Below are 26,073 nucleotides of genomic sequence, written 5' to 3' on the forward strand. Positions count from 1 at the left end.
CATGCAAGAGACCCATCCCAAGATTTCGATTCTGGACCGCGCCTATGCGTTGGAGACCCCGGCGGATTCACGCCGCCTTTATGCCGATTGGGCGGAGACCTATGACCAGAGCTTTGCCCGGGCGCATGATTACCAGGCGCCGAGCCATGTGGCGGCGGCCTACAAGGCGGCCGGGGGCATCGGGCCGGTTCTGGATGTGGGCGCCGGCACCGGGCTCTGCGGCCAGGCGCTGGTCAAACTGGGCATCGGACCGGTGGATGCGACCGACATTTCCCGGGAAATGCTGAACGTGGCCGAACGCAAGCGCCTCTACCGCAAGCTGTTCGCCGGTGATCTCAACGGGAGGCTGCCGGTCGATGACGCTGCCTATGAGGGCGTGGTCAGCTCGGGCACCTTCACCTGCGGCCACGTCGGCCCGGCGGCGCTGGAGGAACTGCTGCGCATCACCCATCCCGGCGGCTTGCTGGTGCTGTCGATCAACCGCGCGCACTACCGCGCGCGTGGCTTCGAAGCAAAGCTGCGCGCCCTGCGCCACCGGATCACCGATCTGCGCCTGACCGAGCATCCCATCTATGGCGCCAAGGCCACCGGACCCCATAGGGACGACACCCTCTATATTGCGCAGTTCCGGCGGGTCAGGGGGTGATCCGGCTGCGCGTGAGGGGGCAGGGCTGGCCTTCGTAGAAGACTTCGAGCAGCCGGCCGAACTCTCCCGGTGCCTGGGGCAGGGCGGCGAAGAGGGTGGCGGTGCTGCGCAGTTTCAGCGCATCGACCGGGCCCATGATGGCGGCGGCGCTCTGATCCGGATGGGACAGCAGCGCCCGGCACAGTTCGATCAGCCGCGGGCCCAGAACCGGATGCGCCAGATAGCGCGCCGCCTCGTCGAGATCGGCCAGCCCGTAGTCATGCGCGCGTTGCGAGCGCCCCAGCGCCCTGAGCTGCGGCAGTTCCCACCAGATCCAGTGGCCGATCTTGCGCCCGGCGCCAAGCTCGGCCAGCGCCGCTGCATGGGTTTCCTCCTGCCGGGGCAGGAAGCGTTCGATATCGGCGGCGTCGATCACCGCCCCTTCCAGACCGGATCGCGTTTCTCGGCAAAGGCGCGGGCGCCTTCCAGCTGGTCTTCGCTGTCGTAAAGCACATCGACGCTGCGCAGCTGGCGCTGGGTAATGTGGTTCATGGCATCCTGAAACTTCTGGTCTTCGGCATCGCGGACGATTTCCTTGATTGCGGCATAGACCAGCGGCGGACCGCTGGCCAGCAGCCGGGCCTGCTCCCATGCGCGCTCGATCAGCCGGTCGCCGGCGACGATCTCGTTCACCAGCCCCCAGCGGTGCGCTTCTTCGGCGTCGAACCAGCGCCCGGTCAGCAGCAGTTCCATGGCGATGTGATAGGGGATGCGCTTGGGCAGTTTCACGCTGGCGGCATCGGCCACGGTGCCCGAGCGGATCTCGGGCAGGGCGAAGCTGGCGTGATCGGCGGCAATGATGATATCGGCCGAGATCATCAGCTCGAGCCCGCCACCGCAGGCGATGCCGTTGACGGCGGCGATCACCGGTTTGTTCATGTCGCGCAGCTCTTGCAGGCCGCCAAAGCCGCCGACGCCGTAATCGCCGTCGACCGCATCGCCGTCGGCGGCGGCCTTGAGATCCCAGCCGGGGCAGAAGAACCTGTCACCGCCGCCGGTCAGGATCGCGACGCGCAACTCGGGGTCATCGCGGAAATCGCGGAACACCTCGCCCATGATGCGGCTGGTGGCGAGGTCGATCGCATTGGCCTTGGGGCGGTCCAGCGTCACCTCGAGAATGGCGCCCTCGCGCCGGGTCTTCACAGGGGATGTGCTCATTCGGGTCGGTCCTTCCGTCGCAGCAACGCGTCTGCCGCTATGGCGTCGTCGGGGGTGCACAGCAGCGGGTTGATTTCAATTTCCTCAAGTCCTTCGGCCTTGGCAAGCACGTAGGCCTCGACCGCGCGGATGGCGCGCAGGATCGCGGCGCGGTCGGCGGCCGGCGCGCCGCGATAGCCGTCGAGCAGCCTGGCCATGCGCAATGACGACAGCGCATCGTCGATCATGGCGTCGCTCGCCGGCAGCAGCAGGCTGGCGCTGTCCTGCATCAGCTCGGTCAGGGTGCCGCCCGCGGCCAGGGTGAGCACGAAGCCATGCGCCGGATCCTTGACCACGCCGATCAGCAATTCAGCCACGGCGCCGGTCACCATCTCTTCGACAAGTAAATCCGTGCAAGGCATCCTGCGGGCTGCCCGTACCACGGCCCCGGCATCGCCCAGGTTCAGCGCCACGGCGCCGGCCTCGGTCTTATGGGCGATGCCCTCGCCCTTGAGCACCACAGGAAAGCCGATCTGCGCCGCCGCAGTGCCGGCTTCTTCCGCCACCGAGACGCTTTGCGCCCGGGGCACCCTCAATCCGAACTTGGCCAATCGGGCCTTGGCTTCGGCTTCGGGGATCAGCTCTGGGGTCACGGTGTCACTGGGCAGGCAAAGCGGCAGGATTTCTGCAGGCCGCACCATCGACGCCGCCTCGCATGCGGCGATCGCCTCGCTGAGGCCGGCCAATGGCACCACCCCGGCCTCGATCAGCACTTCCGCGATTTCTTCGCTGATCAGCTCGGGCAGGGTGGCGACCATCGCCACATTGGCATTGCGCGCCTGCTTGGCGCCGATCGCCGCGGTCACGGCACAATCCCAGTCGCGCGGATCGCAACGGTCGTCGCGGGGGAAATCCACGATCAACAAGGTAATGGCCAGCGAAGGGTCCATCATGGCGGCCCAGGCGGCGGTCATCGCTTTGGCGTCGCGCCAGATATAGGTGTGATAATCCAGCGGATTGGCCAGTGCCACCATCGGTCCCAGCGCCGCGCGCAGTTCGACTTTCTGGGTGTCGTTCAGGGGCGGAAACCAAACCCCGCGCCCATGTGCGGTATCGGCCGCCAGACTGGCCTCGCCCCCCGAACAGCTGATCGAGGCGATGCGGCTCGACGGCAGCCAGCCCACCACATGCAACAGTTTCAAGGTCTCGATGAACTCGGGGATCGAAGACAGTCGCGGAATGCCGAGGCGCGCGAGCAAGGCCCCGGCACCCGCATCCCCGCCCGCAAGCGAGGCGGTATGAGACACGGTCGCGGCGCGCGCCTGATCGGATTTGCCCACTTTCAGCGCGATGATCGGCTTGCCCAGCCTGCGCGCCGTCTCGGCCAGCGCTTCGAAGGCGCGCAGATCGCCAAAGCCCTCGATATGCAGCCCCAGCGCGGTCACGCGCGGATCTTGCAAGAGCGCCTGGCCGATCTGCGCGATGCCGCATTGCGCCTGATTGCCGGCGGTCACCACATAGGCCAGCGGCAGGCCGCGCATCTGCATGGTCATGTTGATGGCGATGTTCGAGCTTTGCGTGACGATGGCCACGCCGCTTTCGACCGCCTTGCCGCCATGCTGGTCCGGCCATAGCAGGGCGCCGTCCAGGTAATTGACGAAACCATAACAATTCGGCCCCAAGAACGACATGTCGCCCGCCGCGTCCAGCAGCTGATCCTGCAGGGTGGCGCCTTCGGCGTCCTCGGCCTCGGCCTCGCGAAAGCCGCTGGCAAAACAGACCGCGCCCCCGGCCCCGCGCGCGGCAAGGGCGGCAAGGATGTTGATGGTCTGGAACCGGTTCACACCGATGAAACTGGCATCCGGCGCGGCGGGAAGAGCGGCCACATCCGGGTAGGCGGGCAGCCCGGCCACTTCCGCTTTGTGCGGATGCACGGGCCAGATCGCGCCGGCAAATCCCATGCTGCGGCATTGCGCGATCACCAGGGCACACCAGGCACCACCGCCGATCACGGCAATGGTTTCGGGGCGGAACAGTCTCGACAGGTCGCGTTTCACCGGACACCTATTCGCGGGAGGAAAGCATGGGAGCCTCCGGCGGGGATAATTGCAGCAAGAGAAAGACACGAAGTCTTAACCGGTTTTTGCGAGCCTTGGGTCACGGTACAGGCGGGGACGCCGATGACCGTGCAAGGGAAAGAGGCGAATGTTTCTTTCGAAAGGGGGGCTCTGCGTGGCCTCCCTTTTTCTCTTGCTGCAAATATCCCCGCCGGAGGCATGAAATCTAAACTGCGCCGGTCGCGTCGCGGTCGATGTGACCGAGATCGCGTTCGGGGTCGATGCGGTCGCGCAGCCGGGCTTTCAGGTCTCTGCTGGAGGGAAACCCGCCGTCGCGCCTGCGCTCCCAGATCACTTCGCCATCGACGGTGATCTCGAAGACGCCCCCGATCTCTCCGGGGATCAGCGTGACCCCGCCAAGATCGGTGCCAAAGCTTTGCAGCAGTTCCTGACCCAGCCAGGCGGCGCGCAGCATCCAGTTGCATCCGGTGCAATAGGTTATGGTGACAAGCGGTTTCGACATTTTTCAGCCTCCGTAAGGGCGCAGCAATTCGCGGCTGATGATATGGCGCTGGATCTCGGATGTCCCTTCCCAGATGCGTTCGACCCGCGCGTCGCGCCAGATGCGCTCGAGCGGCAGTTCGTCCATCAGCCCCATGCCGCCGTGGATCTGGATCGCCTCATCGGCGACCATGGCCAGCATCTCGGTGGCTTTCAGCTTGGCCATCGCCATGTCGCTTTCGGTGACCGTGCCCTGGTCGAACTTCCAGCCCGCTTCCCAGGTCAGAAGGTTGGCCGCCTTCAACGCGAGCGCCATGTCGGCCAGTTTGAAGGACACGCCCTGGAACTTGCCGATCTGCTGGCCGAACTGCCTGCGCTCGGCGGCATATTCCACCGCATGCTGCATGGCCCGTTCGGCGCGCCCCAGACAGGTGGCCGCGACCTGCAGGCGGGTGGCGCCCAGCCAGGTGTTGGCCAGCTCGAACCCCCTGTCGACTTCGCCCAGAACCGCCGAGGCCGGCAGGCGGCAGTCGTCGAATTCCAGCACCGCGTTGGTATAGCCGCGATGGCTGACGTTGCGATAGCCGTCGCGTACCGAAAACCCGGGCGTGCCCTTGTCGACGAAGAAGGCGGTGATCTTCTTCTTGCGCCCGCGGGGTGTCTCTTCCTCGCCCGTCGCCATGAACACGATCGCAAAGCCGGCGATGTCGGCGTGGCTGATGAAATGCTTGGTGCCATTCAGAACCCAGTCGTCGCCGTCGCGGCGCGCGCTGGCGGTCATGCCGCGCAGGTCCGACCCGGCCCCCGGTTCGGTCATCGCCAGGCAATCCCAGGTTTCGCCGCGCATGCAGGGATAGAGGTATTTCTCTTTCTGCTCATCCGTACCGGCGAGCAGGATGTTCGAGGGCCGCGCGATACAGGTCCAATGCAGGGCATAGTTGCTGCGCCCCAGCTCCTTTTCATACATCAGCCAGCTCAGCGTATCGAGACCGGCGCCGCCGACGTCCTCGGGCATGTTGGCAGCATAGAGACCTGCGGCCATCGCCTTGGCCTGAATCTCGCGCACGAGGTCCATGTCCAGCCGCCCGCTGCGTTCGATCGCGGCCTCATGCGGATAAAGCTCCTGTTCCACGAAGGCGCGGGTGGTGTCGACGATCATCGACTGTTCTTCTGTCATGGAAAAATGCATCACGGGTTCCTGATCGGTTTGGACTCTGCTTACGCGGCGTTGACAGGCTGAAACATGCAGAATTAGAAGTTTAAGATGCGAAACTGGTCGAAAACTTCCGCTGCCCCGCAGCAATTCGGTATTCTCCTCTTCGACGGGTTTTCCAATTTCTGCCTTGCCAACACCGTGGAACCGCTGCGCGCGGCCAATATGCTTTCGGGCCGATCGCTTTATCGCTGGCAGTTTCTGACCTTGGACGGGCAGGCTGCGCAAAGTTCCAGCGGTCTGACCGTGGCGCCGCACCAGCCGCTCAGCCGCGCCGCCGGAGACCTTCTCGCCGTGATGCCCTCCTACGGGTTCGAGGGGCATGCCGGCTGGGTCACCCAGCAGGCGTTGCGCGCCGCCGCGCGCCGTTTCGGCGCGCTGGCCGGCTTTGATACCGGCAGCTGGCTTCTGGCCGAGGCCGGCCTGCTTGAGGGGCATCGCGCCACCATCCACTGGGAGGAGCTGACGGGCTTTGCCGAACGTTTCCCGGAGGTCGAGGTGCGGCGCGAGCGTTTCGTCATCGACGGCAACTGCATCACCTGTTCGGGGGCCATGGCGGCCTTTGACCTGGTCATGCACATGATCGGCCGCGACCATGGCGAGGCGCTGGCGCTGGAGGTGTCACAGCTGTTCATGACCCGCGGCTCGGCGCGCAACCATGCCGGCGGGGCGGGGCCGGCGAGCCGCGTCGTCAACCGGGCGCTGGCGCTGATGCAGGAAAACCTGGAAGAGCCGCTGCCGATCGCCGAGGTCGCCCGCCGCTGCGGTGGCACCCAGAAGGCGCTCGAGGCACGGATGCGGGCCGATCTCGGGGCGCCGCCGCAAACGGTCTACAGGCGGCTGCGGCTCAACCTGGCGCGCAAACTGACCCAGGAAACCGACCTGACGGTGGCCGAGATCGCGCTGCGCTGCGGTTACCAGACCCCGGCGGCGATGACCCGCGCCTTCCGCGAGACCTTCGCGACGACGCCGCGCCGGCTGCGCCGCGCCGGCCGCTGACCGGGACCGGATCGGTGGACAGTGCCTCTTGCGGCCTCAGCCGGCATAGGTCGACCCCTCTTCGTCGAGTATTGCCTTGATCTCGGCCAGGTGGCGCCAGTCCTGCTCGGGATAGCACTCGAGTTCGCGCGCGGTCTTTTCGGCGATCTCGTCGTTCAGCACCCGCAATGCGCGGCCGGTCTGAAGGGCGCGGATATAGGTCTCGGCGGCGCGTTCGAAATAATAAAGCCGGTTGAAGGTCTCGGCCACCGTATCGCCGATCACCATCACCCCGTGATTGCCCATGATCATGGTCTTGACGCCCGGGTCGCTCAGCAGCCGCGCGCAGCGCCGCCCCTCGTCCTCGAAGGCCAGCCCGCCAAAGCCCTCGTCGACGACATGGCGGTTGAAGAACATCGCGGTGTTCTGGTCGATCGGGGGCAGGCGGCTGTCGGCCAGCGACGCCAGGACCGTGGCGTGGATCGAATGGACATGCATGGCGCAGCGGGCATGGGGGCACAGGCGGTGCAGGCTGCCATGCAGGCCCCAGGCGGTGGGGTCCGGCGCCCCCGGACCGGCGAGCGCATCGGGATCATTGGCGTCGAGAAGCAGCAGGTCGCTGGCGCGGATGCGGCTGAAATGCATCTGGTTGGGGTTCATCAGGAACCGCGTCCCGTCGTCGTTCACCGACAGCGAGAAATGGTTGGCCACCCCCTCGTGCATGTCGAGCCGCGCGGTCCAGCGAAATGCCGCCGCCAGATCGACGCGCTCCTGCCAGTGGTCGAGGTTGCGGCGCGGGTGAGCTGTTGCCATGGTCGGGTCTCCTTGTGCTGACGCCACTCTCGACCGCATCGAACGCCCCGGGCAACAGGAATCTGCCCCCCCGCCGCACAGGGCCCCGGTCTTGTGCGGCCCATTTCTCTTGCCCCAAGTATCCCGGGGTGAATTGGCCGCAGGCCAAGAGGGGCAGCGCCCCTCATTGCGGTCACATGGCGCTCACAAGGGGCGTGAGGGCACCCAGGCATAGCCGTCGGGGCACAGAAGATAGGCTTCACGCAGCCCGTGCGGCCTGTCGCTCGGCGCCTGAAAGAGATGCATGCCGGCGGCCTCGCCCCGCGCCGCGGCAAGGTCCGGGTCGCTGTCGAACAGCCGGATTTCGATCCCGGCGCCGCGGGCCCCGGCCTCGGGCAACAGCCCCAGAAGCGGGTTCGAATGATAGGTGGCGTCGCTGTGCAGCTGAAACAGCTGGTCGCCATAGGCGAGAATGGCGAAATCGGCGCTGGCCCGATGGGCCTTCATCTCGAAAACAGTCTCTAACAGGGCGCATTTGGCCAGAACGTCCGGCACCACCAGATTGAGACCGACCCCCCTCAGCGAGGCCCCGAAAACAGCCGCGTCGACACTGTCCAAATCCATCTCGCCCCCCTGTCGCGCCCAGTCGTCCCCAGTTCCGACCCCTGTCGCAAAAGCTTCATCACAGCCAGCCTTGAACCGCGCCGCAACCCGTGTCAACCTGCCGCATGGAGCAGAAAAATCTCAAGACCTGGGCCCAATGTGCCCCGCGCCTGGTGGCGGTGGCCGCCGGTCGTGACGCCGCCGATCTGGTGATCCGACAGGGCGCCTGGGTCAATGTTCACACCCGCGAGATCCTGACCGGCCATGACATTGCCATTGCCGAGGGCCGCATCGCCTTTGTCGGTCCTGACGCCGGCCATTGCACCGGCCCCGAAACTGAGGTCATCGAAGCCAATGGCCGGTACATGATCCCCGGCCTCTGCGATGCGCATATGCATATCGAAAGCGGCATGCTGACCCCGGCGGAATTCGCCCGCGCGGTGATCCCGCATGGCACCACCTCGATGTTCACCGACCCGCATGAGATCGCCAATGTGCTGGGGCTTGCGGGCGTGCGCATGATGCATGACGAAGCCCTGATGCAGCCGGTCAACATCTTCACCCAGATGCCCTCCTGCGCGCCTTCGGCGCCGGGGCTGGAAACCACCGGCTTTGAAATCTCGGCCGAGGATGTCGCCGAGGCGATGACCTGGCCCGGCATCATTGGTCTGGGCGAGATGATGAATTTTCCCGGCGTCATCAACGGTGATGCCCAGATGCTGGCCGAGATCGCCGCCACGCAGGATGCCGGCAAGACCGTCGGCGGCCATTTTGCCTCGCCCGATCTGGGTCCGCGTTTCGCGGCCTATGTGGCGGGTGGCCCGGCGGATGACCACGAAGGCACCTGCGAGGCCGACGCCATCGCCCGGGTGCGCCAGGGCATGCGCTCGATGATGCGGCTCGGTTCGGCCTGGTATGACGTCGAAACCCAGATCACCGCCGTCACCGAAAAGGGGCTTGATCCGCGCAGCTTCATCCTCTGCACCGACGACAGCCATTCCGGCACCCTGGTCAACGATGGCCATATGAACCGGGTGGTGCGCCATGCCATCGCCTGCGGCTGCGATCCGGTGGTGGCCTTGCAGATGGCCACCATCAACACCGCCACCCATTTTGGTCTGGAACGCGAGATCGGCTCGATCACGCCGGGGCGCCGGGCCGATGTCATTCTGACCTCTGATCTGACCGCCCTGCCCATAGAACATGTGATTGCCCGTGGCAGAACCATCGCCAAGGACGGGCAGTGCCTTGTCGACTGCCCGCATTTCGACTGGCCGGATCATGCCCGCAACACGGTGCATCTGGGCAAAACCCTTGCCGCCGGAGATTTCGAAATCGCCGCCCCCGAGGGGGCCAACAGGGTCACGGCCAATGTCATTGGCGTGGTCGAGAACCAGGCCCCGACACGGGCGCTGAAAGCGGATCTGGCGGTGCACAGCGGCATCGTCGAAGGCGACACCGAGGCCGATGTCGCCCAGATCGCGCTGGTCGAACGCCACCGCGCCACGGGCGGCGTGACCAACGGTTTCGTGTCCGGGTTCGGCTATACTGGCAATATGGCCATGGCCTCGACCGTGGCCCATGACAGCCACCACATGATCGTCATCGGCACCAGTCGGAGCGACATGGCGCTGGCCGCCAATCGGCTTGGCGAGGTCGGCGGTGGCATCACGGTCTGGCAGGACGGCAAGGAGATCGCCATGGTCGAACTGCCCATTGCCGGTCTGATGTCCGACAGCCCGGCCTCCGAGGTGGCCGTGAAGGCCCAAGCAATGGTGGATGCGATGCAGCAATGCGGCTGCAAGCTCAACAACGCCTATATGCAGCATTCGCTGCTGGCCTTGGTGGTGATCCCGGAACTGCGCATCTCCGACCTTGGACTTGTCGATGTGCGCAAGTTTGAACGTATTGACCTGTTGGAACCCAGCCAATGACCCCGCAACCAGACGCCATGGTGATCACCGCGACCGTGCCGGGCGCCGACTCCTTTACCGACCCCAAGGCGGCGGTGGACCGGCTGGAAGAGCTTTACGAGGCGGCCACCACCTTCCTGTGCGAGCGGTTCCGCCAGGTGGTGAGCAAGGGGGCCGGCAACGAACGGTTCCGCGCCTTTTATCCCGAGATCCGCCTGACCACGACCAGTTTCAGCCAGATCGACTCGCGGCTCAGCTATGGCCATGTCGCGGAGCCCGGCACCCATGTGACCACGATCACCCGCCCCGATCTGTTCCGCAACTATCTCGAGCATCAGATCCAGCTGTTGATCGCCAATCACAGCGCGCCGGTGGTGATCGGCCCTTCGACGACACCGATTCCGTTGCATTTCGCGGTCACCTCGCAAAGCGGCCTCACGGTGCCGCAGGAAGGGGCCGCCGATTTCACCCTGCGCGACGTCTTCGACGTTCCGGTGCTGTCCACCACCAATGACGACATCGTCAACGGCACTTTCGTCAGCGAAGACGGCAGCGCGCCGCTGGCACCCTTTACCGCGCAGCGTGTCGACTATTCGCTGGCCCGGCTCAGCCATTACACCGCCACCGATCCCGAGCATTTCCAGAACCACGTGCTGTTCACCAACTACCAGTTCTACGTGTCCGAATTCGAGGCCTATGCCCGCGCCCAGCTGAAGGATCCAGACAGCGGCTATGTCTCGTTCGTCGGCACCGGCAATGTCGAGATCACCGATGGCGACACGCCGATCGAACCGCTGGCCCAGCAGCCGCAGATGCCGACCTTTCATTTGAAGCGCGCGGATGGTTCGGGGATCACGCTGGTCAATATCGGCGTCGGCCCGTCGAACGCCAAGACCGCCACCGACCATATCGCCGTGCTGCGCCCGCATGCCTGGATCATGGTCGGCCATTGCGCCGGGCTGCGCAATTCGCAGAATCTCGGGGATTTCGTGCTTGCCCATGCCTATCTGCGCGAGGATCACGTGCTGGATGACGACCTGCCGGTCTGGGTGCCGATCCCGGCGCTGGCCGAGGTGCAGATCGCGCTCGAGCAGGCGGTGGCCGATGTTACCGAGCTGCGCGGCTACGACCTGAAGCGGGTGATGCGCACCGGCACCGTCGCCACCATCGACAACCGCAACTGGGAGTTGCGCGATCAATCCGGCCCGGTGCGCCGTCTCGACCAGTCGCGCGCCGTTGCGCTGGACATGGAAAGCGCCACCATCGCCGCCAACGGGTTCCGGTTCCGGGTGCCCTTCGGAACCCTGCTCTGCGTCAGTGACAAGCCACTTCATGGCGAGTTGAAATTGCCCGGCATGGCGTCGGAATTCTATCAGACGCAGGTGGCCCGCCACCTGATGATCGGAATCAGGGCCATGGAATCCCTGCGTGAAATGCCGCTGGAAAGGCTGCACTCGCGCAAGCTGCGCAGCTTCGACGAAACCGCCTTTCTCTGAGCGGCTTCGCATATGGCGAGCATTCTGGCCCGATTGGTCAAAAATTCGATGTAATTCCCAAAAAAGCAGGGATTCCGTGGCCAGATTTCATTGTGTTCAACCCCCATATCCCGTTAAATGCGCGCCATGAGGCCCAAATACCGGGCAGTATAATGGAGACCTGGAATGGCAAAACCGATGACCAAGACCCAACTCGTTGCCGCTTTGGCCGAGGACATGGGCACCGACAAGAAATCCGCCGGCGCGGCCCTGGATGCGGTCTGCTCGCTGATCACCCGCGAGGTATCGGGCGGCGGTGCGGTGACCCTGCCCGGGGTTGGCAAGATCTACTGCCGCGAGCGCCCCGAGCGCATGGTGCGCAACCCGGCCACCGGTGAACAGATCAAGAAGGACGCCGACAAGGTGGTCAAGATGACCATCGCCAAGGCGCTGAAAGACAGCGTCAACGGCTGAGCCGGCGCCTGTCTGGGTATTGAAAGGGTCGTCATCGGGCGGCCCTTTTTGTTTGCCCGCCGCCTTGCCACCATTGCGGCCGGTTCCGGAATGCGTTTACATCCGCCGGTAAAGCAAGCGGGGCAGGGCAGATGGACATTCGCTCAATTGGCATGGGGTTGCTGTTTGCCCTGATCTGGTCGTCGGCCTTTACCTCGGCGCGGATCATCGTTGCCGACGCGCCGCCCTTCGCGATTTCGGCGATCCGCTTTGCCATCGCCGGCTGTATCGGGGTCGCCATCGCGCGGGCGCTGGGCCAGACATGGCATCTGACCCGCGAGCAGTGGCGCGCCACGCTGATCTTCGGCCTGTGCCAGAACGCGCTTTACCTGGGGCTGAACTTCCTTGCCATGACCACGGTCGAGGCCTCGCTGGCCTCGATCGTGGCCTCGACCATGCCGCTGATCGTCGCCTTCATCGGCTGGGCCATCCTGCGCGAGGGCCTCGGCCCGCTGGCGGCGCTGGGCCTGGTGCTGGGCTTTGGCGGTGTCCTGCTGATCATGGGCTCGCGCATGGGCACCGGGGTCGACCCCATGGGGCTGGCCTATTGCGTGATCGCCGCCGTCGGCCTTGCGGTGGCGACGCTGATGGTGCGCGGTGCCTCGTCGGGGGGCAACATGATGATGATCGTCGGCCTTCAGATGTTCGTCGGGGCCGGTGTGCTGTTGATCGCCTCGCTTTTCCTCGAGACCTGGGTTTTCAACTGGAACCCGGTGATGCTGACTGCCCTGACCTACACGATCCTCGCGCCCGGCCTGCTGGCGACCTGGGTTTGGTTCGCGCTGGTGGCCCGGATCGGTGCCGTCAAGGCGGCGACCTTCCACTTTCTCAACCCGTTTTTCGGCGTCGCCATCGCGGCCCTGATTCTGGGCGAAAAACTGGGTCTCATGGATGTTCTGGGCGTGGCGATCATCGCCGCCGGCATTCTGGCAGTGCAGCTGTCGAAACAGACGCACACGGCCAAGTGAACAAACGTCAGCGCCGCCCGGGCTGACAAGCGGCGGCAAAAGCGGCATCACGGGGCATGGAACTGATCCTTGCCTATGCCGCCGGGCTTTTGACCCTCATCAACCCCTGCGTCCTGCCGGTGCTGCCGATCGTGCTGGCCACCGCCCTTCAGGCCAGCCGCCACGGGCCGCTGGTGCTCGCGGCAGGGATGAGCCTGTCTTTCGTGGCGCTCGGCATCGCGGTGACCGCCTTCGGGCATGGCTTGGGGTTGCGGGCCGACGACATCGCGCGCGCCGGTGCGGTGCTGATGGTCGGCTTTGGGCTGGTGCTGCTGGTGCCCCGGTTCGCGGCCGTCTTTTCCGCTGCCATCGCCGGCGTCGCGGCCAATGCCGATGCCGGGCTCGAGCGGGTCGACCGGGCCACGCTGCGCGGCCAGTTTCTGGCCGGGGCCCTGCTGGGTGCGGTCTGGAGCCCCTGCGTCGGCCCCACCCTTGGCGGGGCGATCTCGCTGGCCAGCCAGGGGCAGGATCTGGCCCGGGCGGCGGCGATCATGCTGTTCTTTGCCTTTGGCGTATCGACGATCATCCTTGGCCTCGGATATGGCGCCCGCTCGGCCCTGATCAAGCGGCAGGCGCTGATGCGCCGCGTCGCGGTTTCGGCCCGCCCGATCATGGGGCTGGTCTTCGTCGCCGTCGGCCTGATGCTGTTCTTCAAGCTGCACTACCAAATCGAGGCCTGGCTGATTTCGGTCCTGCCCGCCTGGCTGATCGACCTGTCCGTTTCCGTCTGACTCAAAGGAGACCCCTATGAACCGCCGTCAATTCGCCCTCTTGTCCACCGCCGCCCTGACCCTGCCGGGGCTGGCCATCGCCGCCGCCGACTACACGCCGGGTCTGGTCCGGAAACACCTTGCCGCCGGCGATACGGTGTTTCTGGATTTCAAGGCCGACTGGTGCAGCACCTGCGCCGCGCAGGAGCGGGTGATCGAGGCGCTGAAGGCCGCCGAGCCGGCCTATGAAAACCACGTGGTCTTCATCAATGTCGACTGGGACCGGTACGGCGACGCGGCGCTGACCCGCGAGCTGAAGATCCCGCGCCGCTCGACCCTGGTGGTGCTGAAGGGCGACCAGGAGCTGGGCCGGGTGGTGGCCGGAACTTCGACGAAGGTCATCAAGGCGCTGATGGACACGGCGCTGGCAGCGGCCCGCGCGGGCTGAACTCAGGTCACGCCACGCGCCGACGCGGGTTCGGCATTGGCGATCAGCCAGTCGCGCACCTGTTCGGCCTGTTGAATCAGCGGCCGGTGTCGCGACCACACCAGCCAGAACCCGGCCCCGGTGTGCCAGGCCCAATCGGTGCGCGCCGCCAGCAGGCCCTGGGCGATCAGCCTGCGCGTCACGTGCTGCCAGCCGAAGGCAAAGCCCTCTCCGGCCATGGCGGCCTGCAGCACCAGCGCGTAATCGTTCAGCCGCAGCCCGGCGCGCGGGGCCCGGTCGGTGACGCCGTGATGGGCGAACCAGTCGCCCCAGGCAGGGCGTTCGCGGATCGGTTCCTCGAGGTGAATCAGCCTCTGGGACAACAGGTCGGGAATGCACTTCAGTGACCGGGCGGCGTCCATGACCGGCGGGCTGGCGATCGGATAGATGATCTCGGGGGCGATCAGCGCCGCCTGACAATCCTGCCATTTTCCATAGCCTCTTCTTATGCCGAGGCTGATGCCCTCATCTTCGAGATCGGGTTCGCGGTCGCTGGTTTGCAGGCGCAGATCGATGCCGGGGTTCTGGGCGTGGAACATCTGCAGGCGGGGCACCATCCAGTAATTGGCGAAGGCGGTGGACACCGACAGGGTCACATGATCGCTTCGGCCCCGCTGATGCACCGCGCGGGCCGAGTTCAGAACCCGCTCCAAAGCCACGGAAACGTCTGAAAACAGGCGTTCTCCTGCCGGCGTCAGGGTGACGGCGCGATGGGCGCGCAGGAAAAGCCGCACCCCGAGGCTTTCCTCCATCTGCCGGATCGCGGCACTGACCGCCGGTTGCTGCACGTTCAGCTCCCGTGCCGCCTTGGTGAAAGAGCCCAGCCTCGCGGCGGCCTCGAAGAAGATCAGATGCCGCGGCGAGGTCAGCAATTTCCAGAGTTCCTGCATAACTGTGGTTTATCCAAATCATCAGATTTTTCAAGGATCACAACTGCGCCGCCGGGCCCTAGCTTGGTCCGGTCGCGGTCAGGGGCGGCGCAACCGGAGCCGCCCCCCCCGCGCGAGACCAGACTGGGCAAGAGACCAAGGGGGGCGATCTGATGCCTGAGATTCAAAGAGAAGAGACCAGCAACGGCAAGAGCCTGCCGTCCCATGTCAAGGTGGTGGTGATCGGCGGCGGCGTGGTCGGCTGTTCGATCCTGTTCCACCTGGCCAAGTTCGGGTGGAAAGACGTGGTGCTGCTGGAACGCGACGAGCTGACCTCGGGGTCGAGCTGGCATGCGGCAGGGCAGATCCACACGATTTCATCGGATCCCAACATCAGCCGCCTGCAAAGCTATACCATCGACCTCTACAAGGAGATCGAGGAGCTCTCGGGCCATTCGGTGGGTCTGCACATCACCGGCGGTTTCTACCTGGCGTCGAACAAGACCTGGTACGACTACCTGAAACGCGAGCGGTCCAAGGCTCGCTACATGGGGCTGAACCAGGAGTTCATCAGCCCCAGGGAGGTCGCCGAGCGCCACCCGCTGATCGACCCCAAACACTATCATGCCGCCCTGTGGGACGATCAGGACGGTGATCTCGACCCCTCGGGCGCCACCTATGCCTTTGCCAAGGCAGCGCGGGTGCACGGGGCGCAGTATTTCACCCACACCCCGGTCACTGCCACCCGCCAGCGTGCCGACGGCAGCTGGGACGTGACCACGCCCAAGGGCGTCATCAATGCCGAGCATATCGTCAACTGCGGCGGTCTCTGGGCGCGCGAGGTGGGCCATATGCAGGGCATCAACCTGCCGGTGCAGCCGATGGAGCACCACTATCTCATCACCGAGGCGATCCCCGAGATCGTCGAGCGCATGAAGCAGGGCGGATCGGGGCGCCTGCCGGCCGGGATCGACTATGAGGCGAACATCTATTTCCGCCAGGAACGCCAGGGCATGCTGCTCGGGACTTACGAGCCCAAGGGCACCCCTTGGAAGGTCGGCGGCACGCCATGGGATTTCGGGCACGAGTTGTTGCCGCCCGATCTGGATCGCATCGCCGACCGTCTGGAAATGTCGTTCGAGCGCATCCCTACCATCGGCAATGCCGGCATCAAGGACATGATCAACGGACCCTTCACCTTCGGTCCCGACGGCAACCCGATGATCGGGCCGGTGCCGGGCATGAAGAACTACTGGGTCGCCGTGGGCGTCATGGCGGGTTTCTGCCAAGGCGGCGGCGTCGGCCTGACCATGGCCGAGTGGATGATCGACGGCGAACCCTCGATCGACGTCTGGGCGATGGATGTGGCGCGGTTCGGTGACTGGGCGACCCCCGACTGGGGCACCGTGAAATCGACCGAGAATTACGAGCGCCGCTTCGTGATGACCTTCCCCAACGAGACCCTGCCCAAGGGCCGCTTGCAGAAGACCACCGCGCTTTATGACCGTCTGGTCGCCAAGGGCGCGCGCATGGGGCAGGGGTTCGGGCTGGAAAACGCGCTGTGGTTTGCCGATGGGCCCGAAGATGCCCATGAAGACCCCACATTCGAGCGCAACCGCAGCCATGACTATGTGGCGCGCGAGGTCAGGGCGGTGCGCGAGGCGGTGGGGGGCATCGAGATTGCCAACTTTGCTAAACATGAGTTCAAAGGCGCCGGAGCGCGTGCCTATCTGGATCGCGTGCTGGCCGGATATGTGCCCAAGCCCGGTCGTCTGACCCTCACGCCGATGCTGACCCCCAAGGGCAAGCTTTATGGTGATCTCACCGTGGCCTGTCTGGCCGAGGACCATTTCATGCTGTTCGGATCGGGCGCGATGCAGGAGGCGCATCGACGCTGGTTCGAAAAGGATCTGCCGGCGGATGTCACCTATGCCAATGTCAGCGACGACTGGCACGGCATCGCCCTGTCCGGTCCGAATTCGCGCGAGCTGTTGCAGCGCATCACCCGCGACGACGTCTCGGCCGAGGCCTTCAGGTTCCGCGACCTGCGCCAGACCTGTGTCGGCGGCGTCCCGGTGATCCTCAACCGGATCTCCTTTTCGGGCGAACTGGGCTACGAGATCTACTGCCGGCCGCAATACCTGCTGCGTCTTGCCGAAGCGATCGAAGCGGCCGGGGCCGATCTTGGCTATCGCTGGTATGGCGCACGCGCGCTGATGTCGCTGCGGCTGGAAAAGGGCTGGGGCGTCTGGACGCTGGATTTCCGGCCCGACTTTGACGCCACGGAAAGCGGGATGGAGGATTTCATCAACTGGAAGAAGGATTTTGTCGGAAAAGAGTCCGCTTACGCCGCGAAAGTGGCGGGTGCGGCCCGCAAACTGGTGACAATGACCATTGATGTGGAGGGTATCGACGTGAGCAATGACGAGGCGATTCTGAAAGACGGTGTGGCCGTCGGCTATGTGTCGTCCGGCGGCTATGCGCATCATGTCGGCAAGTCGATGGCGATGGGCTATGTGGCGGCCGAACATGCTGCGCCGGGCACCGCATTGCAGGTCGAGATCCTCGGAGAATTCTATGACGCCGAGGTTCTCGGGGGGCCGATCTATGACGCCAATGGCGCCAATATGCGCGCCTGAAGGTCGATGAGGACAGCCACGTGACCAAAGCCATGCCCCTGTCCCCGAACACGGCGCAACCGGTTCCGCCGGTTGCCCCGAAACGCTATGTCTTCCTGTTGATGAACGAGTTCTCGCAGCTCAGTTTCACATGTGCGGTGGAAGCATTGCGGTTGGCGAACGGTTACGAGGACAGGACCTTTTTCGACTGGCTGGTGCTGGGTGAAACCGGGGCGCCGGTGCTGGCCTCGAACGGGCTGGCGACAAGCGTCGACGGCGGGCTTTGCGAATTGCGCCGGCAGGACACGCTGATCGTCGTCGGCGGCGACAATATCGGGGCCAACAGCACCCTGAAAATCATGAACTGGCTGCGGCGCCAGACCCGCCTTGGCGTGGCCTGCGGCGCGCTCGGCTCGGGGGCCTATACCCTGGCCAATGCCGGGTTGCTTGCTGACCGGCCCGCCACCACCCACTGGATCTATCACAGCACCTTCGCCGAATTGTTCCCGACGGTGGATCTGCGCGACACGCTTTATACATTGGACAACGACCGGCCAACCTGTGCCGGCGGCGCCTCGTCGATCGACATGATGCTGCACCTGATCGAACGGGACCATGGCCGGGCGCTGGCCAACCACGTGTCGGAACAGATGGTCTATACCAATCCGCGCAGCGAGTCCCAAAGCCAGCGGCTGTCGCTGCAAATGCGCGCCGGCACCCGCCACGCCAAGTTCGCCGAGGCGCTCGACATCATGGGCGACCATATCGAACACCCGCTGCCGCCGTCGGAAATCGCCCTGATGGTCGGCATTTCCGGGCGCCAGCTTGAACGCCTGTTCCGCAAATACCTCGATACCACGCCCAAGAGCTTCTATATCGGGCTGCGGCTGGAAAAGGCCCGCGAGCTGTTGTTCCACACCAAGCTGAGCCTGTCGGAAATCTGCTTTGCCTGCGGTTTCAATTCGCAGACCCATTTTTCCAAGAGCTACCGGACCCATTACGGCATTTCGCCCAGCCGCGATGTCGGACGCGTGCGCAGCGTTCCGATCACGTAAGGGTCATCGCGCTGAAAAAGGCCTTTGCTTTCCCGCGCCGAGCCCCATTTAATGGAAGAGCGAACAGGAAATCAGGAGCCACCCATGACCCGTTATCGGAGAGACCCGGAAGCGATCAGGGCCCTCAGCGAAGAACAGTTCCGGATCACCCAGCAGAACGGCACCGAGCGTCCGGGAACCGGGGCGCTGTTGAACAACAAGGCGCCGGGCATCTATGTCGATGTCGTGTCGGGCGAGCCCCTGTTTGCCAGCGCCGACAAGTATGAATCTGGCTGCGGCTGGCCCAGTTTCACCAAACCGATCGAAAGCGCGCATGTCGTCGAGCACCACGACACCAGCCATGGCATGATCCGCACCGAGGTACGCTCGAAACATGGCGACAGCCATCTCGGGCATGTCTTTCCCGACGGACCGGTGGACCGGGGCGGCCTGCGCTACTGCATCAATTCGGCCAGCCTGCGCTTCGTGCCCCGCGACGACATGGAGGCCGAGGGCTACGGCGAATTTCTGGATCAGGTGGAGGATGTGACATGAGCGAACGCGCGGTTCTGGCGGGGGGCTGTTTCTGGGGCATGCAGGATCTGATCCGGCGCATGGATGGCGTGTTGATGACGCGGGTCGGCTACTCGGGCGGCGATGTCCCCAACGCCACCTATCGCGACCACGGCACCCATGCCGAGGCGATCGAGATTCTCTTTGACCCGGCGCGGCTCAGCTATCGCCGCCTGCTGGAGTTCTTTTTCCAGATCCACGACCCGACCACGCCCAACCGGCAGGGCAATGATGTCGGAATGTCCTATCGTTCGGCGATCTTTTACACCGACGAGGCGCAGAAGGCCGAGGCGCTGAACACCATCGCCGATGTCGAGGCCTCGGGTCTATGGCCGGGCAGGGTGGTGACCGAGGTCGAACCCGTGGGCGATTTCTGGCAGGCCGAGGATTATCACCAGGACTACCTCGAAAAGAACCGCGGCGGCTATACCTGCCATTTCGCGCGGCCCGACTGGGTTCTGCCGCGTCGCGCGCAATAGGGTCTATTCCGCCGCGATTCGCGGCCGCCCCGAGGCTTCGACCGTCAGCACCGCCTGCAGGAAGATCTCGCGCCCCTCGGCTTCGGTGGTGCGAATGTCCCGCGCCACCGTCACCCGGATGCCCTCGGCTCCGGCGGCCATCGCGCTTTGCCGTGCCTCCGCCGAAAGGTGCTGCTCAAGGGTCTGCAAGGCGGTCTCGGCATCCGAAAAATCCTGCGGGCCGCTCTCCAGATGCACCCGGAACCGTCCCTCGGCCGGGGCGCTGACCTCACCCGAGCGGCGGATCGTCACCCGCCCGACCACGGCGCCGATGGCATTGGCGACCCCGGCATGGGTCGGCAGGTCGACGCGGCAGTGCAGACGCTCTGCCACCGCCGGGTAATAGGTTGCGGCCGAGGCGCCGAGCCCGATCAGGGGCTGGTTCAGCCCGGCCTCAAGCCGCAGCAATCCACGATGCCGGTCGAGACCCTTTTGCATCAGCACATGGCGCGCCAATTGCTCGGGCGGCAGGCCGAAAGCCTCGGCTTCCTCGGCAAAACCCGTCTCTAACAGGGCCAAAACCGTCTGATGCGTGAGCTGATCGACGATCATCCGCGCCAGAACCACCGGGTCGGGCGCCAGCATGTTGCCGCTGCCGGTGCGCCGCCGCCCCATCAGCGTCAGCGCCTTTTCCGCCGCCTCCCGGTCCCAGCTGTCGAGATTGCCCAGCACGTGGCTGGCATCCGACGGGGTGACGCCCGCGACCTGCACGATGCCGCGTTCGACGAGGCGGCGCAGCGCCTTGGTCTCGATCCGGCTGCGCAGCACCTCCTGCAAGGGGCACAGCCGATCTCCGATCCGCTCCAGCAGCGTGGTTTCCCGCGCCCCGAGCCCGTCCTGTGCCGCCGCGGGCATCACCCGCAGGAACCGCCCGTCATGTTCGCCGGGCGTGACGCTGCGCAACTGTGCATCAAGCGCGCGGTGCACCACCTCGGGCGCCTCGGTGGCCACCAGCGAAATCGGCAGCACGCGGCGCGGCCCCAGCGTGACGCCGCCCTGCAGGCCCTCGCTCACCACCTGCACTTCGCTGTCGCCGCCAAGGCCGGTGGTGCGCATGGCCACCGCCTCGACCATGGTGCGATAGGGGCCGACGCGGGCGCCGTCGGGGTCGATTCCGGGCCGCCCGTCGCGCAGCACCGCGACATCGGTGGTGGTGCCGCCGATATCGCTGACCAGCGCATCCTGCGCCCCGGTCATCCAGCGCGCTCCGACGATCGAGGCGGCGGGGCCGCTGAGAATGGTTTCGATCGGCTTTTCGCGGGCAAACTCCGCCGAGATCAGCGCCCCGTCGCCGCGCACCACCATCAGCGGCGCCGTCACGCCCAGATCCTGCAACCGCGCTTCCGCACGGCGGATCAGCCGGTCGATCATGCCGATCAGACGCGCGTTCAGCACCGCCGTCATCGCCCGTTTCGGCCCGTTCAGCTTGGACGACAGGTGGTGCGAACAGCTGACGGGCCGGCCTGTCATCTCGTGGATCAGCGCCGCCGCGCGTTGTTCATGCGCCGGATTGCGGGTGGCAAACTGGGCCGCCACCGCATAGCCCGATACCTGCCGGCCATGCGCCGCCAGCCAGTCGCGCAGCGTGCTCTCTTCAAAGGGTGCCGCCTCGTCTCCGGCGTGGTTGTGCCCCCCCGCCAATAGCAGCGCCGGGTCTCCGGCAAGGGCGTCGCTCAGCCCGTGGCGCTCCAGATCGCCGGCGCGAAACCCGATCAGCACCAGCGCCACGCGCCCGCCTTGCCCCTCGACCAGCGCGTTGGTGGCCAGGGTGGTCGACAGCGAGGCAAGGGCGATCTCGCCGGGGCTCACCGCCGCGTCCTGCAACACCTTGCCCACCGCTTTGCCGATCCCTTCGGCCAGGTCATGGCGCGTGGTCAGCGACTTTGCCGAGGCCACCACCTCCTGCTCGTCGCGGATCAGCACCGCATCGGTATAGGTTCCGCCGGTATCGACACCCAATGACAAGGCCATGAGATTTCCTTTCTGTTCGCGCCTGTGTCTCTGCCAGCCCCCGACGGCTCAGTCCCGCCTGTTTGCGACCTCATCGAGCCGCTCTGCCGCCCATCGCGCGGCATCGGCCACGGTTGCGTCCGGGTCGGACTGCAACGCCAGCGCATGGCGGCGCAGCGAGGCGTCGCCGCTGTTGCCGATGGCATAAAGCACGTTGCGCACGAAACGGTTGCGCCCGATGCGCTTGATCGGACTGCCCGAGAAATGCGCCCGGAAGGCCGCGTCGTCCAGCCCGACCAGATCGGCCAATGCCGGCGCCATCAGGTCATCGCGCGCATGATAGCGGATCTCGCGGGCCTCGACCGCGAACTTGTTCCACGGGCAGGCCGCCAGACAATCGTCGCAGCCATAGATGCGGTTGCCCAGCTTTGGGCGCAGCTCCACATCCACCGGCCCGTGATGTTCGATGGTGAGATAAGAGATGCAGCGCCGTGCATCGATCTGATGCGGCGCCGGAAAGGCATCGGTCGGACAGGCGTCAAGGCAGGCCCGGCACGACCCGCAATGGTCGATTTCCGCCGGATCAGTCTCCAATTCCACCGTGGTGAACACCGAGCCGATGAAGAACCAGGACCCGAGATCGCGGCTGACCAGATTGGTATGCTTGCCCTGCCAGCCAAGACCCGCCGCCTGACCCAATGGTTTTTCCGGCACCGGCGCGGTGTCGACGAAAACCTTGACCTGGGTCGCGTCGCCGACCTCGGCGATCAACCAGCGCGCCAGCCGCTTCAGGCGCTTTTTCACGATGTCATGATAGTCGCGGTTCTGGGCATAGACCGAGATCGCCGCCCGCTCCGGCCACCGAAGAACCTCGGTCGGATCATGTTCCGGGGTATAGCTTTCGCCCAGCATGATCACCGACCGCGCCTCGGGCCACAGCACCGAAGGGTCGCTGCGCCAATGGCTGCGTTCGGCCAGCCAGCCCATCTGCCCGTGATGCCCCTTTGCCAGGTATTCCGCCAGCGCCGCCGAGACATGCCCCACCGCATCCGGCCGGCAGACCCGACACAGGTCGAACCCCATCTCCAGGGCTTCTTGTTGCAACCGTGCCTTTAGATCCATGTCACCCGTCCCCGGCTTCATCTTGCCCAAAATACTTCGGGGGGAGTGCCGCCCCTGCCAAGGGGTGGTGCGGGGGGCAGCGCCCCCAAATCCACCGGGTTTCAGAAATCCAGATCGGCATAATGCTGCGGCGGCGGAAAGCCGGGAATCTGATCGGCCAGGATCGAGCGGAAGGCCGGGCGCGACTTGATCTTGGCATACCAGTCCTTGACCACCTCCGAGCGGTTCCAGTCGACGTCGGAAATATAGTCCAGCGCCGACAGATGCGCGGCGGCGGCGAAATCTGCCAGCGTCATCGCATCGCCGGCCAGCCAGCGCCGGTGGTCCAGCAGCCAGGCCATGTAATCAAGGTGATACTTGATCGCCTTGGCGCCCGACTTGACGTTGGAACTGTCGGGATAGCCCTGTCCCATGACCTTCTTGTTGACCCGCTCGTAAAGCAGCTTCGAGGTCACCTCGTGATGAAACTTGTCGTCGAACCAGGCGACCAGGCGGCGGGTTTCAAAGCGGCCCTCGGGGCTGCGCGGCATCAGTGCCGGCTCGGGGTGGGTCTCTTCGAGGTATTCGCAGATGGCGGCGCTTTCGGTCATCATCCGGCCGCCCATCTTCAGGATCGGCACCTTCGCCGCCGGGTTGCGGCGCAGGAAATCCGGGTTCTGCTCCCAGTAGCGTTCTTCGACCAGTTCGACCTCGATGCGCTTTTCGGCCAGCGACAGGCGGACCTTGCGGCAAAAGGGCGACAGGGGAACATGGAACAGTCGATTCATCTCAGCTTCGCGTGCAATTGGGTTTCCTATTTCCCTCAATGCACCGCCGGTCGCAGATGTTCAATCCTCGAAACAGCTCGCGCGCCCGTCCCTGCGCAGGGTTTCGGCCCCGTCCTGGATCGCCGCCGCGCGCTGGCGCAGCCCCGGACCCGGGGTGGCCGCCGAACGGGTCTTGGGGGCCGGCAGAACCGCCGCCAGCCGCGCCGCCTGGCGCGGGCTCAGCGCCTCGGGCCCGACCCCGAAGTAATGGCGCGCCGCCGCCTCGACGCCGAACACCCCCTCGTCGAACTCGGCGACATTGACATAGATCTCGAGGATCCTGCGCTTGCTCCAGGCGATCTCGATCAAGGGTGTGAACAGCGTCTCCAGCGCCTTGCGCGCCCAGCTGCGCCCCTGCCAGAGATAGACGTTCTTCACCGTCTGCTGGCTGATCGTCGAGGCCCCCCGCACGCCGCCCTCGTCAAGCGAGGCGCGGATCGCCTTGATGTCGAACCCCCAGTGCTGGCAGAAATTCGCGTCTTCCGCCGCCACCACCGAGCGCAGCATGACCGGGGCGACTTCTTCGATCGTCACCCATTCCCGGTCGATCTGGCCCAGGCGGCGTTTCTCGCTCCACATCGTGTAGGTGATCGGCGGGTTGATGATGGCATAGATCAGCACCGCGAAAATGGTCAGCGACAGCATCCAGATCAGGCTGCGCCGCAGCCAGCGGCGCAGCCGCAGCCATTGCCGTCGCACCATCCCCGGTTGCTGCCTTGTGCCCGCCTTCTTCTTTGCCATCGTACCCTACCTGCGCTGCGCAAGGGGGTAATCCAAAGGTGCCGTCGAAGCAACCGGCCGCCTTGTCTCAGGGCGAGCAGGCCCAGACCGCCACGCGGCAGTTCGCACCATATTCCCGGCAATAGCCAAGGGCGGTGTTCTCGGCCGCCTGCCGGCTGCTGGCCCAGCCCCAGCCCCAGCCGCCGTTGCTGGCGCGGGCGATCGCCCCGCAGGTGTTGTAAAAGGTGCGGATCTGGTCGCAATTGCCCCGGCAGCCGCGTTGCGCGGCATTGTAGGCGGCGCCTTCCGAGGCGTGGCTATGGGCCCAGCCATAGGCGCCACCGGGCCCTATGCCGACCGCGCCCCAGCATTGCTCATAGCCGCACTGGCCGGCGTTGAGCGCCCCGGCCAGAACCAAGGCGCCGACCGACAGAACGCTGGCTTTCACTGCTGTTCTCATCGCTTAACCCTCCGGTTTGACCCCCTCACTATGCGCCGAATCGGGCGAATTCCCAAACCCGGCGCCGGCCGCGCGGGGCCGGAACGAAAAAGGCCCCGCAGCGGATCATGCTGCGGGGCCCTGTCTTTCTGGCTGCGTCGCCGGTTACTCGGCCGGAACGGCCTGCTCCTCCAGTGCCAGCGGCGCCGGAAGATGGATCAGCATCTCCTTCGGGCAGACCTGAAGGAAATTGCCCTTTTCGATGTCCCAGTGTTGCAGAAGGTCGGCGGCCTTGCGGCTGCCGGTTTCGGCAAGGTGGCGCTCGATCAGCGTTTTCAGCTGGTCTTCCCAATGCGCCACCGTGACCGGGCAGGTCACCAGCGTTTCCATGTTCATCAGGCTTTCGGCCTTGCCCTCGGGGTCATAGAGATAGGCCATGCCGCCGGTCATGCCGGCGCCGAAGTTGGCGCCGATGCTGCCGAGGATCACCGCCACACCACCGGTCATGTATTCACAGCCACAGGCGCCACAGCCCTCGATCACCACCTTGGCGCCCGAGTTGCGCACCGCGAAACGCTCGCCGGCGCGGCCGGCGGCAAAGAGATGCCCGTCGGTGGCGCCGTAAAGCACCGTGTTGCCGATGATGGTGTTCTCGGATGCGGTCAGCGGCGAGGCCATCGGCGGGCGCACCACCACGGTGCCGCCCGAGAGCCCCTTGCCGACATAGTCGTTGGCATCGCCCGAGACCTCGATCTTCAGCCCCGGCGCGGCAAAGGCCCCCAACGACTGCCCGGCCGAGCCGGTGAGCTTCACCGTCAGGTGATCTTCTTGCAGCGCGTTGCGCATGCCAAAGTTGCGCACGATATGCGACGAGGTGCGGGTGCCGACCGTGCGGTGCGTGTTCTGCACCGCATAGCTCAGCTGCATCTTTTCGCCTTCCTCAAGGAAGCGCGCCGCATCGCGAACGATCTCGGCGTCCAGCGTGTCCGGCACCGCGTTGCGGGGCTTGTCACGGTTGTAGACGATCTCCGAGGCGCCATCGACGGTGATCAGCAGCGGGTTGAGGTCGAGATCATCCAGATGCGCGGACCCGCGCGAGACCTGCGCCAAGAGGTCGGCGCGTCCGATCACCTCGTCCAGCGACCGGGCGCCGATCGAGGCGAGAATCTCCCGCACTTCCTGGGCGTAGAAGGTGATGAGGTTCACCACCTTGTCGGCCGAGCCGGTGTATTTGGCGCGCAGTTCCGGATCCTGGGTGCAGACGCCCACCGGGCAGGTGTTCGACTGGCACTGACGCACCATGATACAGCCCATGGCGATCAGCGCGGCGGTGCCGATGCCGTATTCCTCGGC

General features: G+C 65.4%; 26 protein-coding genes. 12 read left to right on the forward strand and 14 right to left on the reverse strand.

Annotated elements, in window-relative coordinates; translation table 11 throughout:
* The first annotated feature begins 1 nt into the window (after position 1).
* Positions 2–646, forward strand: a complete 645-nt coding sequence (locus tag ABZD10_RS00400) for a class I SAM-dependent methyltransferase (protein WP_372884118.1) — start codon at positions 2–4, stop codon at positions 644–646.
* Here ABZD10_RS00400 and ABZD10_RS00405 read toward each other — a convergent pair.
* The 5 genes from ABZD10_RS00405 to ABZD10_RS00425 form a co-directional block, all read right to left on the reverse strand.
* On the reverse strand, positions 636–1,061 hold the full coding sequence (locus tag ABZD10_RS00405) for a DUF1810 domain-containing protein (protein WP_372884119.1): 426 nt from the start codon (positions 1,059–1,061) through the stop codon (positions 636–638). The genes ABZD10_RS00400 and ABZD10_RS00405 overlap by 11 nt on opposite strands.
* On the reverse strand, positions 1,058–1,843 hold the full coding sequence (locus ABZD10_RS00410) for a carnitinyl-CoA dehydratase (protein WP_372884120.1): 786 nt from the start codon (positions 1,841–1,843) through the stop codon (positions 1,058–1,060). Before ABZD10_RS00410 ends, ABZD10_RS00405 begins: the two co-directional genes overlap by 4 nt.
* A complete protein-coding gene (locus ABZD10_RS00415) occupies positions 1,840–3,879 on the reverse strand; it encodes an acetate--CoA ligase family protein (protein ID WP_372884121.1) in 2,040 nt (679 codons plus the stop codon). Before ABZD10_RS00415 ends, ABZD10_RS00410 begins: the two co-directional genes overlap by 4 nt.
* 226 nt (positions 3,880–4,105) lie before the next feature.
* Positions 4,106–4,402, reverse strand: coding sequence for a SelT/SelW/SelH family protein (locus ABZD10_RS00420; protein WP_372884122.1), 297 nt, complete (start codon positions 4,400–4,402; stop codon positions 4,106–4,108).
* A 3-nt stretch (positions 4,403–4,405) separates the two neighbouring features.
* On the reverse strand, positions 4,406–5,569 hold the full coding sequence (locus ABZD10_RS00425) for an acyl-CoA dehydrogenase family protein (RefSeq protein WP_372884123.1): 1,164 nt from the start codon (positions 5,567–5,569) through the stop codon (positions 4,406–4,408).
* Positions 5,570–5,644: 75 nt separating this feature from the next.
* On the opposite strand from ABZD10_RS00425, the gene ABZD10_RS00430 reads away from it, so the two are divergent.
* Entirely contained in the window at positions 5,645–6,592 is a 948-nt protein-coding gene (locus ABZD10_RS00430; protein ID WP_372884124.1) for a GlxA family transcriptional regulator, read from the forward strand.
* A gap of 36 nt (positions 6,593–6,628) precedes the next feature.
* Here the strand turns inward: ABZD10_RS00430 and ABZD10_RS00435 are convergent, their stop codons facing one another.
* Positions 6,629–7,384 (reverse strand): class II aldolase and adducin N-terminal domain-containing protein, encoded by a 756-nt coding sequence (locus ABZD10_RS00435; protein WP_372884125.1) that lies wholly within the window; start codon positions 7,382–7,384, stop codon positions 6,629–6,631.
* Positions 7,385–7,567: 183 nt separating this feature from the next.
* Positions 7,568–7,987: a glyoxalase gene (locus ABZD10_RS00440; protein WP_372884126.1), complete on the reverse strand. Its 420-nt coding sequence runs from the start codon at positions 7,985–7,987 to the stop codon at positions 7,568–7,570.
* 104 nt (positions 7,988–8,091) lie between these two features.
* Between ABZD10_RS00440 and ade the strand changes: the two genes are divergently transcribed.
* The 6 genes from ade (at position 8,092) to ABZD10_RS00470 (ending at position 14,032) form a co-directional block, all read left to right on the forward strand.
* Positions 8,092–9,900: an adenine deaminase gene (gene ade, locus ABZD10_RS00445; RefSeq protein WP_372884127.1), complete on the forward strand. Its 1,809-nt coding sequence runs from the start codon at positions 8,092–8,094 to the stop codon at positions 9,898–9,900.
* Positions 9,897–11,375, forward strand: a complete 1,479-nt coding sequence (locus tag ABZD10_RS00450; RefSeq protein ID WP_372884128.1) for an AMP nucleosidase — start codon at positions 9,897–9,899, stop codon at positions 11,373–11,375. Before ade ends, ABZD10_RS00450 begins: the two co-directional genes overlap by 4 nt.
* A gap of 165 nt (positions 11,376–11,540) precedes the next feature.
* Positions 11,541–11,828, forward strand: coding sequence for an HU family DNA-binding protein (locus ABZD10_RS00455; protein WP_372884129.1), 288 nt, complete (start codon positions 11,541–11,543; stop codon positions 11,826–11,828).
* Positions 11,829–11,959: 131 nt separating this feature from the next.
* A complete protein-coding gene (locus tag ABZD10_RS00460) occupies positions 11,960–12,835 on the forward strand; it encodes a DMT family transporter (RefSeq protein ID WP_372884130.1) in 876 nt (291 codons plus the stop codon).
* 56 nt (positions 12,836–12,891) lie between these two features.
* On the forward strand, positions 12,892–13,605 hold the full coding sequence (locus ABZD10_RS00465; protein ID WP_372884131.1) for a cytochrome c biogenesis CcdA family protein: 714 nt from the start codon (positions 12,892–12,894) through the stop codon (positions 13,603–13,605).
* 16 nt (positions 13,606–13,621) lie between these two features.
* Positions 13,622–14,032, forward strand: a complete 411-nt coding sequence (locus ABZD10_RS00470; protein WP_372884132.1) for a thioredoxin family protein — start codon at positions 13,622–13,624, stop codon at positions 14,030–14,032.
* Positions 14,033–14,034: 2 nt separating this feature from the next.
* Here ABZD10_RS00470 and ABZD10_RS00475 read toward each other — a convergent pair whose 3' ends face one another.
* A complete protein-coding gene (locus ABZD10_RS00475; protein ID WP_372884133.1) occupies positions 14,035–14,961 on the reverse strand; it encodes a LysR substrate-binding domain-containing protein in 927 nt (308 codons plus the stop codon).
* A 152-nt stretch (positions 14,962–15,113) separates the two neighbouring features.
* On the opposite strand from ABZD10_RS00475, the gene ABZD10_RS00480 reads away from it, so the two are divergent.
* From ABZD10_RS00480 to msrA, 4 genes are all read left to right on the forward strand, one after another.
* Complete coding sequence (locus tag ABZD10_RS00480) at positions 15,114–17,579, forward strand: FAD-dependent oxidoreductase (RefSeq protein WP_372884134.1); 2,466 nt, start codon at positions 15,114–15,116, stop codon at positions 17,577–17,579.
* 20 nt (positions 17,580–17,599) lie between these two features.
* Positions 17,600–18,613, forward strand: a complete 1,014-nt coding sequence (locus ABZD10_RS00485; protein WP_372884135.1) for a GlxA family transcriptional regulator — start codon at positions 17,600–17,602, stop codon at positions 18,611–18,613.
* 84 nt (positions 18,614–18,697) lie between these two features.
* Positions 18,698–19,147, forward strand: coding sequence for a peptide-methionine (R)-S-oxide reductase MsrB (gene msrB, locus ABZD10_RS00490; protein ID WP_372884136.1), 450 nt, complete (start codon positions 18,698–18,700; stop codon positions 19,145–19,147).
* A complete protein-coding gene (gene msrA / locus ABZD10_RS00495; RefSeq protein WP_372884137.1) occupies positions 19,144–19,644 on the forward strand; it encodes a peptide-methionine (S)-S-oxide reductase MsrA in 501 nt (166 codons plus the stop codon). Before msrB ends, msrA begins: the two co-directional genes overlap by 4 nt.
* Positions 19,645–19,647: 3 nt before the next feature.
* Here the strand turns inward: msrA and ABZD10_RS00500 are convergent, their stop codons facing one another.
* The 6 genes from ABZD10_RS00500 to ABZD10_RS00525 form a co-directional block, all read right to left on the reverse strand.
* A complete protein-coding gene (locus ABZD10_RS00500) occupies positions 19,648–21,654 on the reverse strand; it encodes a hydantoinase/oxoprolinase N-terminal domain-containing protein (RefSeq protein WP_372884138.1) in 2,007 nt (668 codons plus the stop codon).
* A gap of 48 nt (positions 21,655–21,702) precedes the next feature.
* Complete coding sequence (gene queG / locus ABZD10_RS00505; RefSeq protein ID WP_372884139.1) at positions 21,703–22,755, reverse strand: tRNA epoxyqueuosine(34) reductase QueG; 1,053 nt, start codon at positions 22,753–22,755, stop codon at positions 21,703–21,705.
* A 101-nt stretch (positions 22,756–22,856) separates the two neighbouring features.
* Positions 22,857–23,522: a glutathione S-transferase family protein gene (locus ABZD10_RS00510; RefSeq protein ID WP_372884140.1), complete on the reverse strand. Its 666-nt coding sequence runs from the start codon at positions 23,520–23,522 to the stop codon at positions 22,857–22,859.
* Positions 23,523–23,582: 60 nt separating this feature from the next.
* Positions 23,583–24,302: a monofunctional biosynthetic peptidoglycan transglycosylase gene (gene mtgA / locus ABZD10_RS00515; RefSeq protein WP_372884141.1), complete on the reverse strand. Its 720-nt coding sequence runs from the start codon at positions 24,300–24,302 to the stop codon at positions 23,583–23,585.
* 67 nt (positions 24,303–24,369) lie between these two features.
* Entirely contained in the window at positions 24,370–24,729 is a 360-nt protein-coding gene (locus ABZD10_RS00520; protein WP_372884142.1) for a DUF4189 domain-containing protein, read from the reverse strand.
* A 156-nt stretch (positions 24,730–24,885) separates the two neighbouring features.
* Positions 24,886–26,073, reverse strand: a 1,188-nt coding sequence (locus ABZD10_RS00525) for a glutamate synthase-related protein (protein ID WP_372884143.1), incomplete at its 5' end; no start/stop codon positions are given.

The organism is Shimia sp. (assembly GCF_041624275.1).
Lineage (GTDB): Bacteria > Pseudomonadota > Alphaproteobacteria > Rhodobacterales > Rhodobacteraceae > Shimia.

Coding starts and splice junctions, on each gene's coding strand:
- ABZD10_RS00400 (WP_372884118.1), top strand. CDS start 2: ATGCAAGAGACCCATCCCAAGATTTCGATTCTGGACCGCGCCTATGCG.
- ABZD10_RS00410 (WP_372884120.1), bottom strand. CDS start 1,843: ATGAGCACATCCCCTGTGAAGACCCGGCGCGAGGGCGCCATTCTCGAG.
- ABZD10_RS00420 (WP_372884122.1), bottom strand. CDS start 4,402: ATGTCGAAACCGCTTGTCACCATAACCTATTGCACCGGATGCAACTGG.
- ABZD10_RS00425 (WP_372884123.1), bottom strand. CDS start 5,569: ATGCATTTTTCCATGACAGAAGAACAGTCGATGATCGTCGACACCACC.
- ABZD10_RS00430 (WP_372884124.1), top strand. CDS start 5,645: ATGCGAAACTGGTCGAAAACTTCCGCTGCCCCGCAGCAATTCGGTATT.
- ABZD10_RS00435 (WP_372884125.1), bottom strand. CDS start 7,384: ATGGCAACAGCTCACCCGCGCCGCAACCTCGACCACTGGCAGGAGCGC.
- ABZD10_RS00440 (WP_372884126.1), bottom strand. CDS start 7,987: ATGGATTTGGACAGTGTCGACGCGGCTGTTTTCGGGGCCTCGCTGAGG.
- ade (WP_372884127.1), top strand. CDS start 8,092: ATGGAGCAGAAAAATCTCAAGACCTGGGCCCAATGTGCCCCGCGCCTG.
- ABZD10_RS00450 (WP_372884128.1), top strand. CDS start 9,897: ATGACCCCGCAACCAGACGCCATGGTGATCACCGCGACCGTGCCGGGC.
- ABZD10_RS00455 (WP_372884129.1), top strand. CDS start 11,541: ATGGCAAAACCGATGACCAAGACCCAACTCGTTGCCGCTTTGGCCGAG.
- ABZD10_RS00460 (WP_372884130.1), top strand. CDS start 11,960: ATGGACATTCGCTCAATTGGCATGGGGTTGCTGTTTGCCCTGATCTGG.
- ABZD10_RS00465 (WP_372884131.1), top strand. CDS start 12,892: ATGGAACTGATCCTTGCCTATGCCGCCGGGCTTTTGACCCTCATCAAC.
- ABZD10_RS00470 (WP_372884132.1), top strand. CDS start 13,622: ATGAACCGCCGTCAATTCGCCCTCTTGTCCACCGCCGCCCTGACCCTG.
- ABZD10_RS00475 (WP_372884133.1), bottom strand. CDS start 14,961: ATGCAGGAACTCTGGAAATTGCTGACCTCGCCGCGGCATCTGATCTTC.
- ABZD10_RS00480 (WP_372884134.1), top strand. CDS start 15,114: ATGCCTGAGATTCAAAGAGAAGAGACCAGCAACGGCAAGAGCCTGCCG.
- msrB (WP_372884136.1), top strand. CDS start 18,698: ATGACCCGTTATCGGAGAGACCCGGAAGCGATCAGGGCCCTCAGCGAA.
- msrA (WP_372884137.1), top strand. CDS start 19,144: ATGAGCGAACGCGCGGTTCTGGCGGGGGGCTGTTTCTGGGGCATGCAG.
- ABZD10_RS00500 (WP_372884138.1), bottom strand. CDS start 21,654: ATGGCCTTGTCATTGGGTGTCGATACCGGCGGAACCTATACCGATGCG.
- queG (WP_372884139.1), bottom strand. CDS start 22,755: ATGGATCTAAAGGCACGGTTGCAACAAGAAGCCCTGGAGATGGGGTTC.
- ABZD10_RS00510 (WP_372884140.1), bottom strand. CDS start 23,522: ATGAATCGACTGTTCCATGTTCCCCTGTCGCCCTTTTGCCGCAAGGTC.
- mtgA (WP_372884141.1), bottom strand. CDS start 24,302: ATGGCAAAGAAGAAGGCGGGCACAAGGCAGCAACCGGGGATGGTGCGA.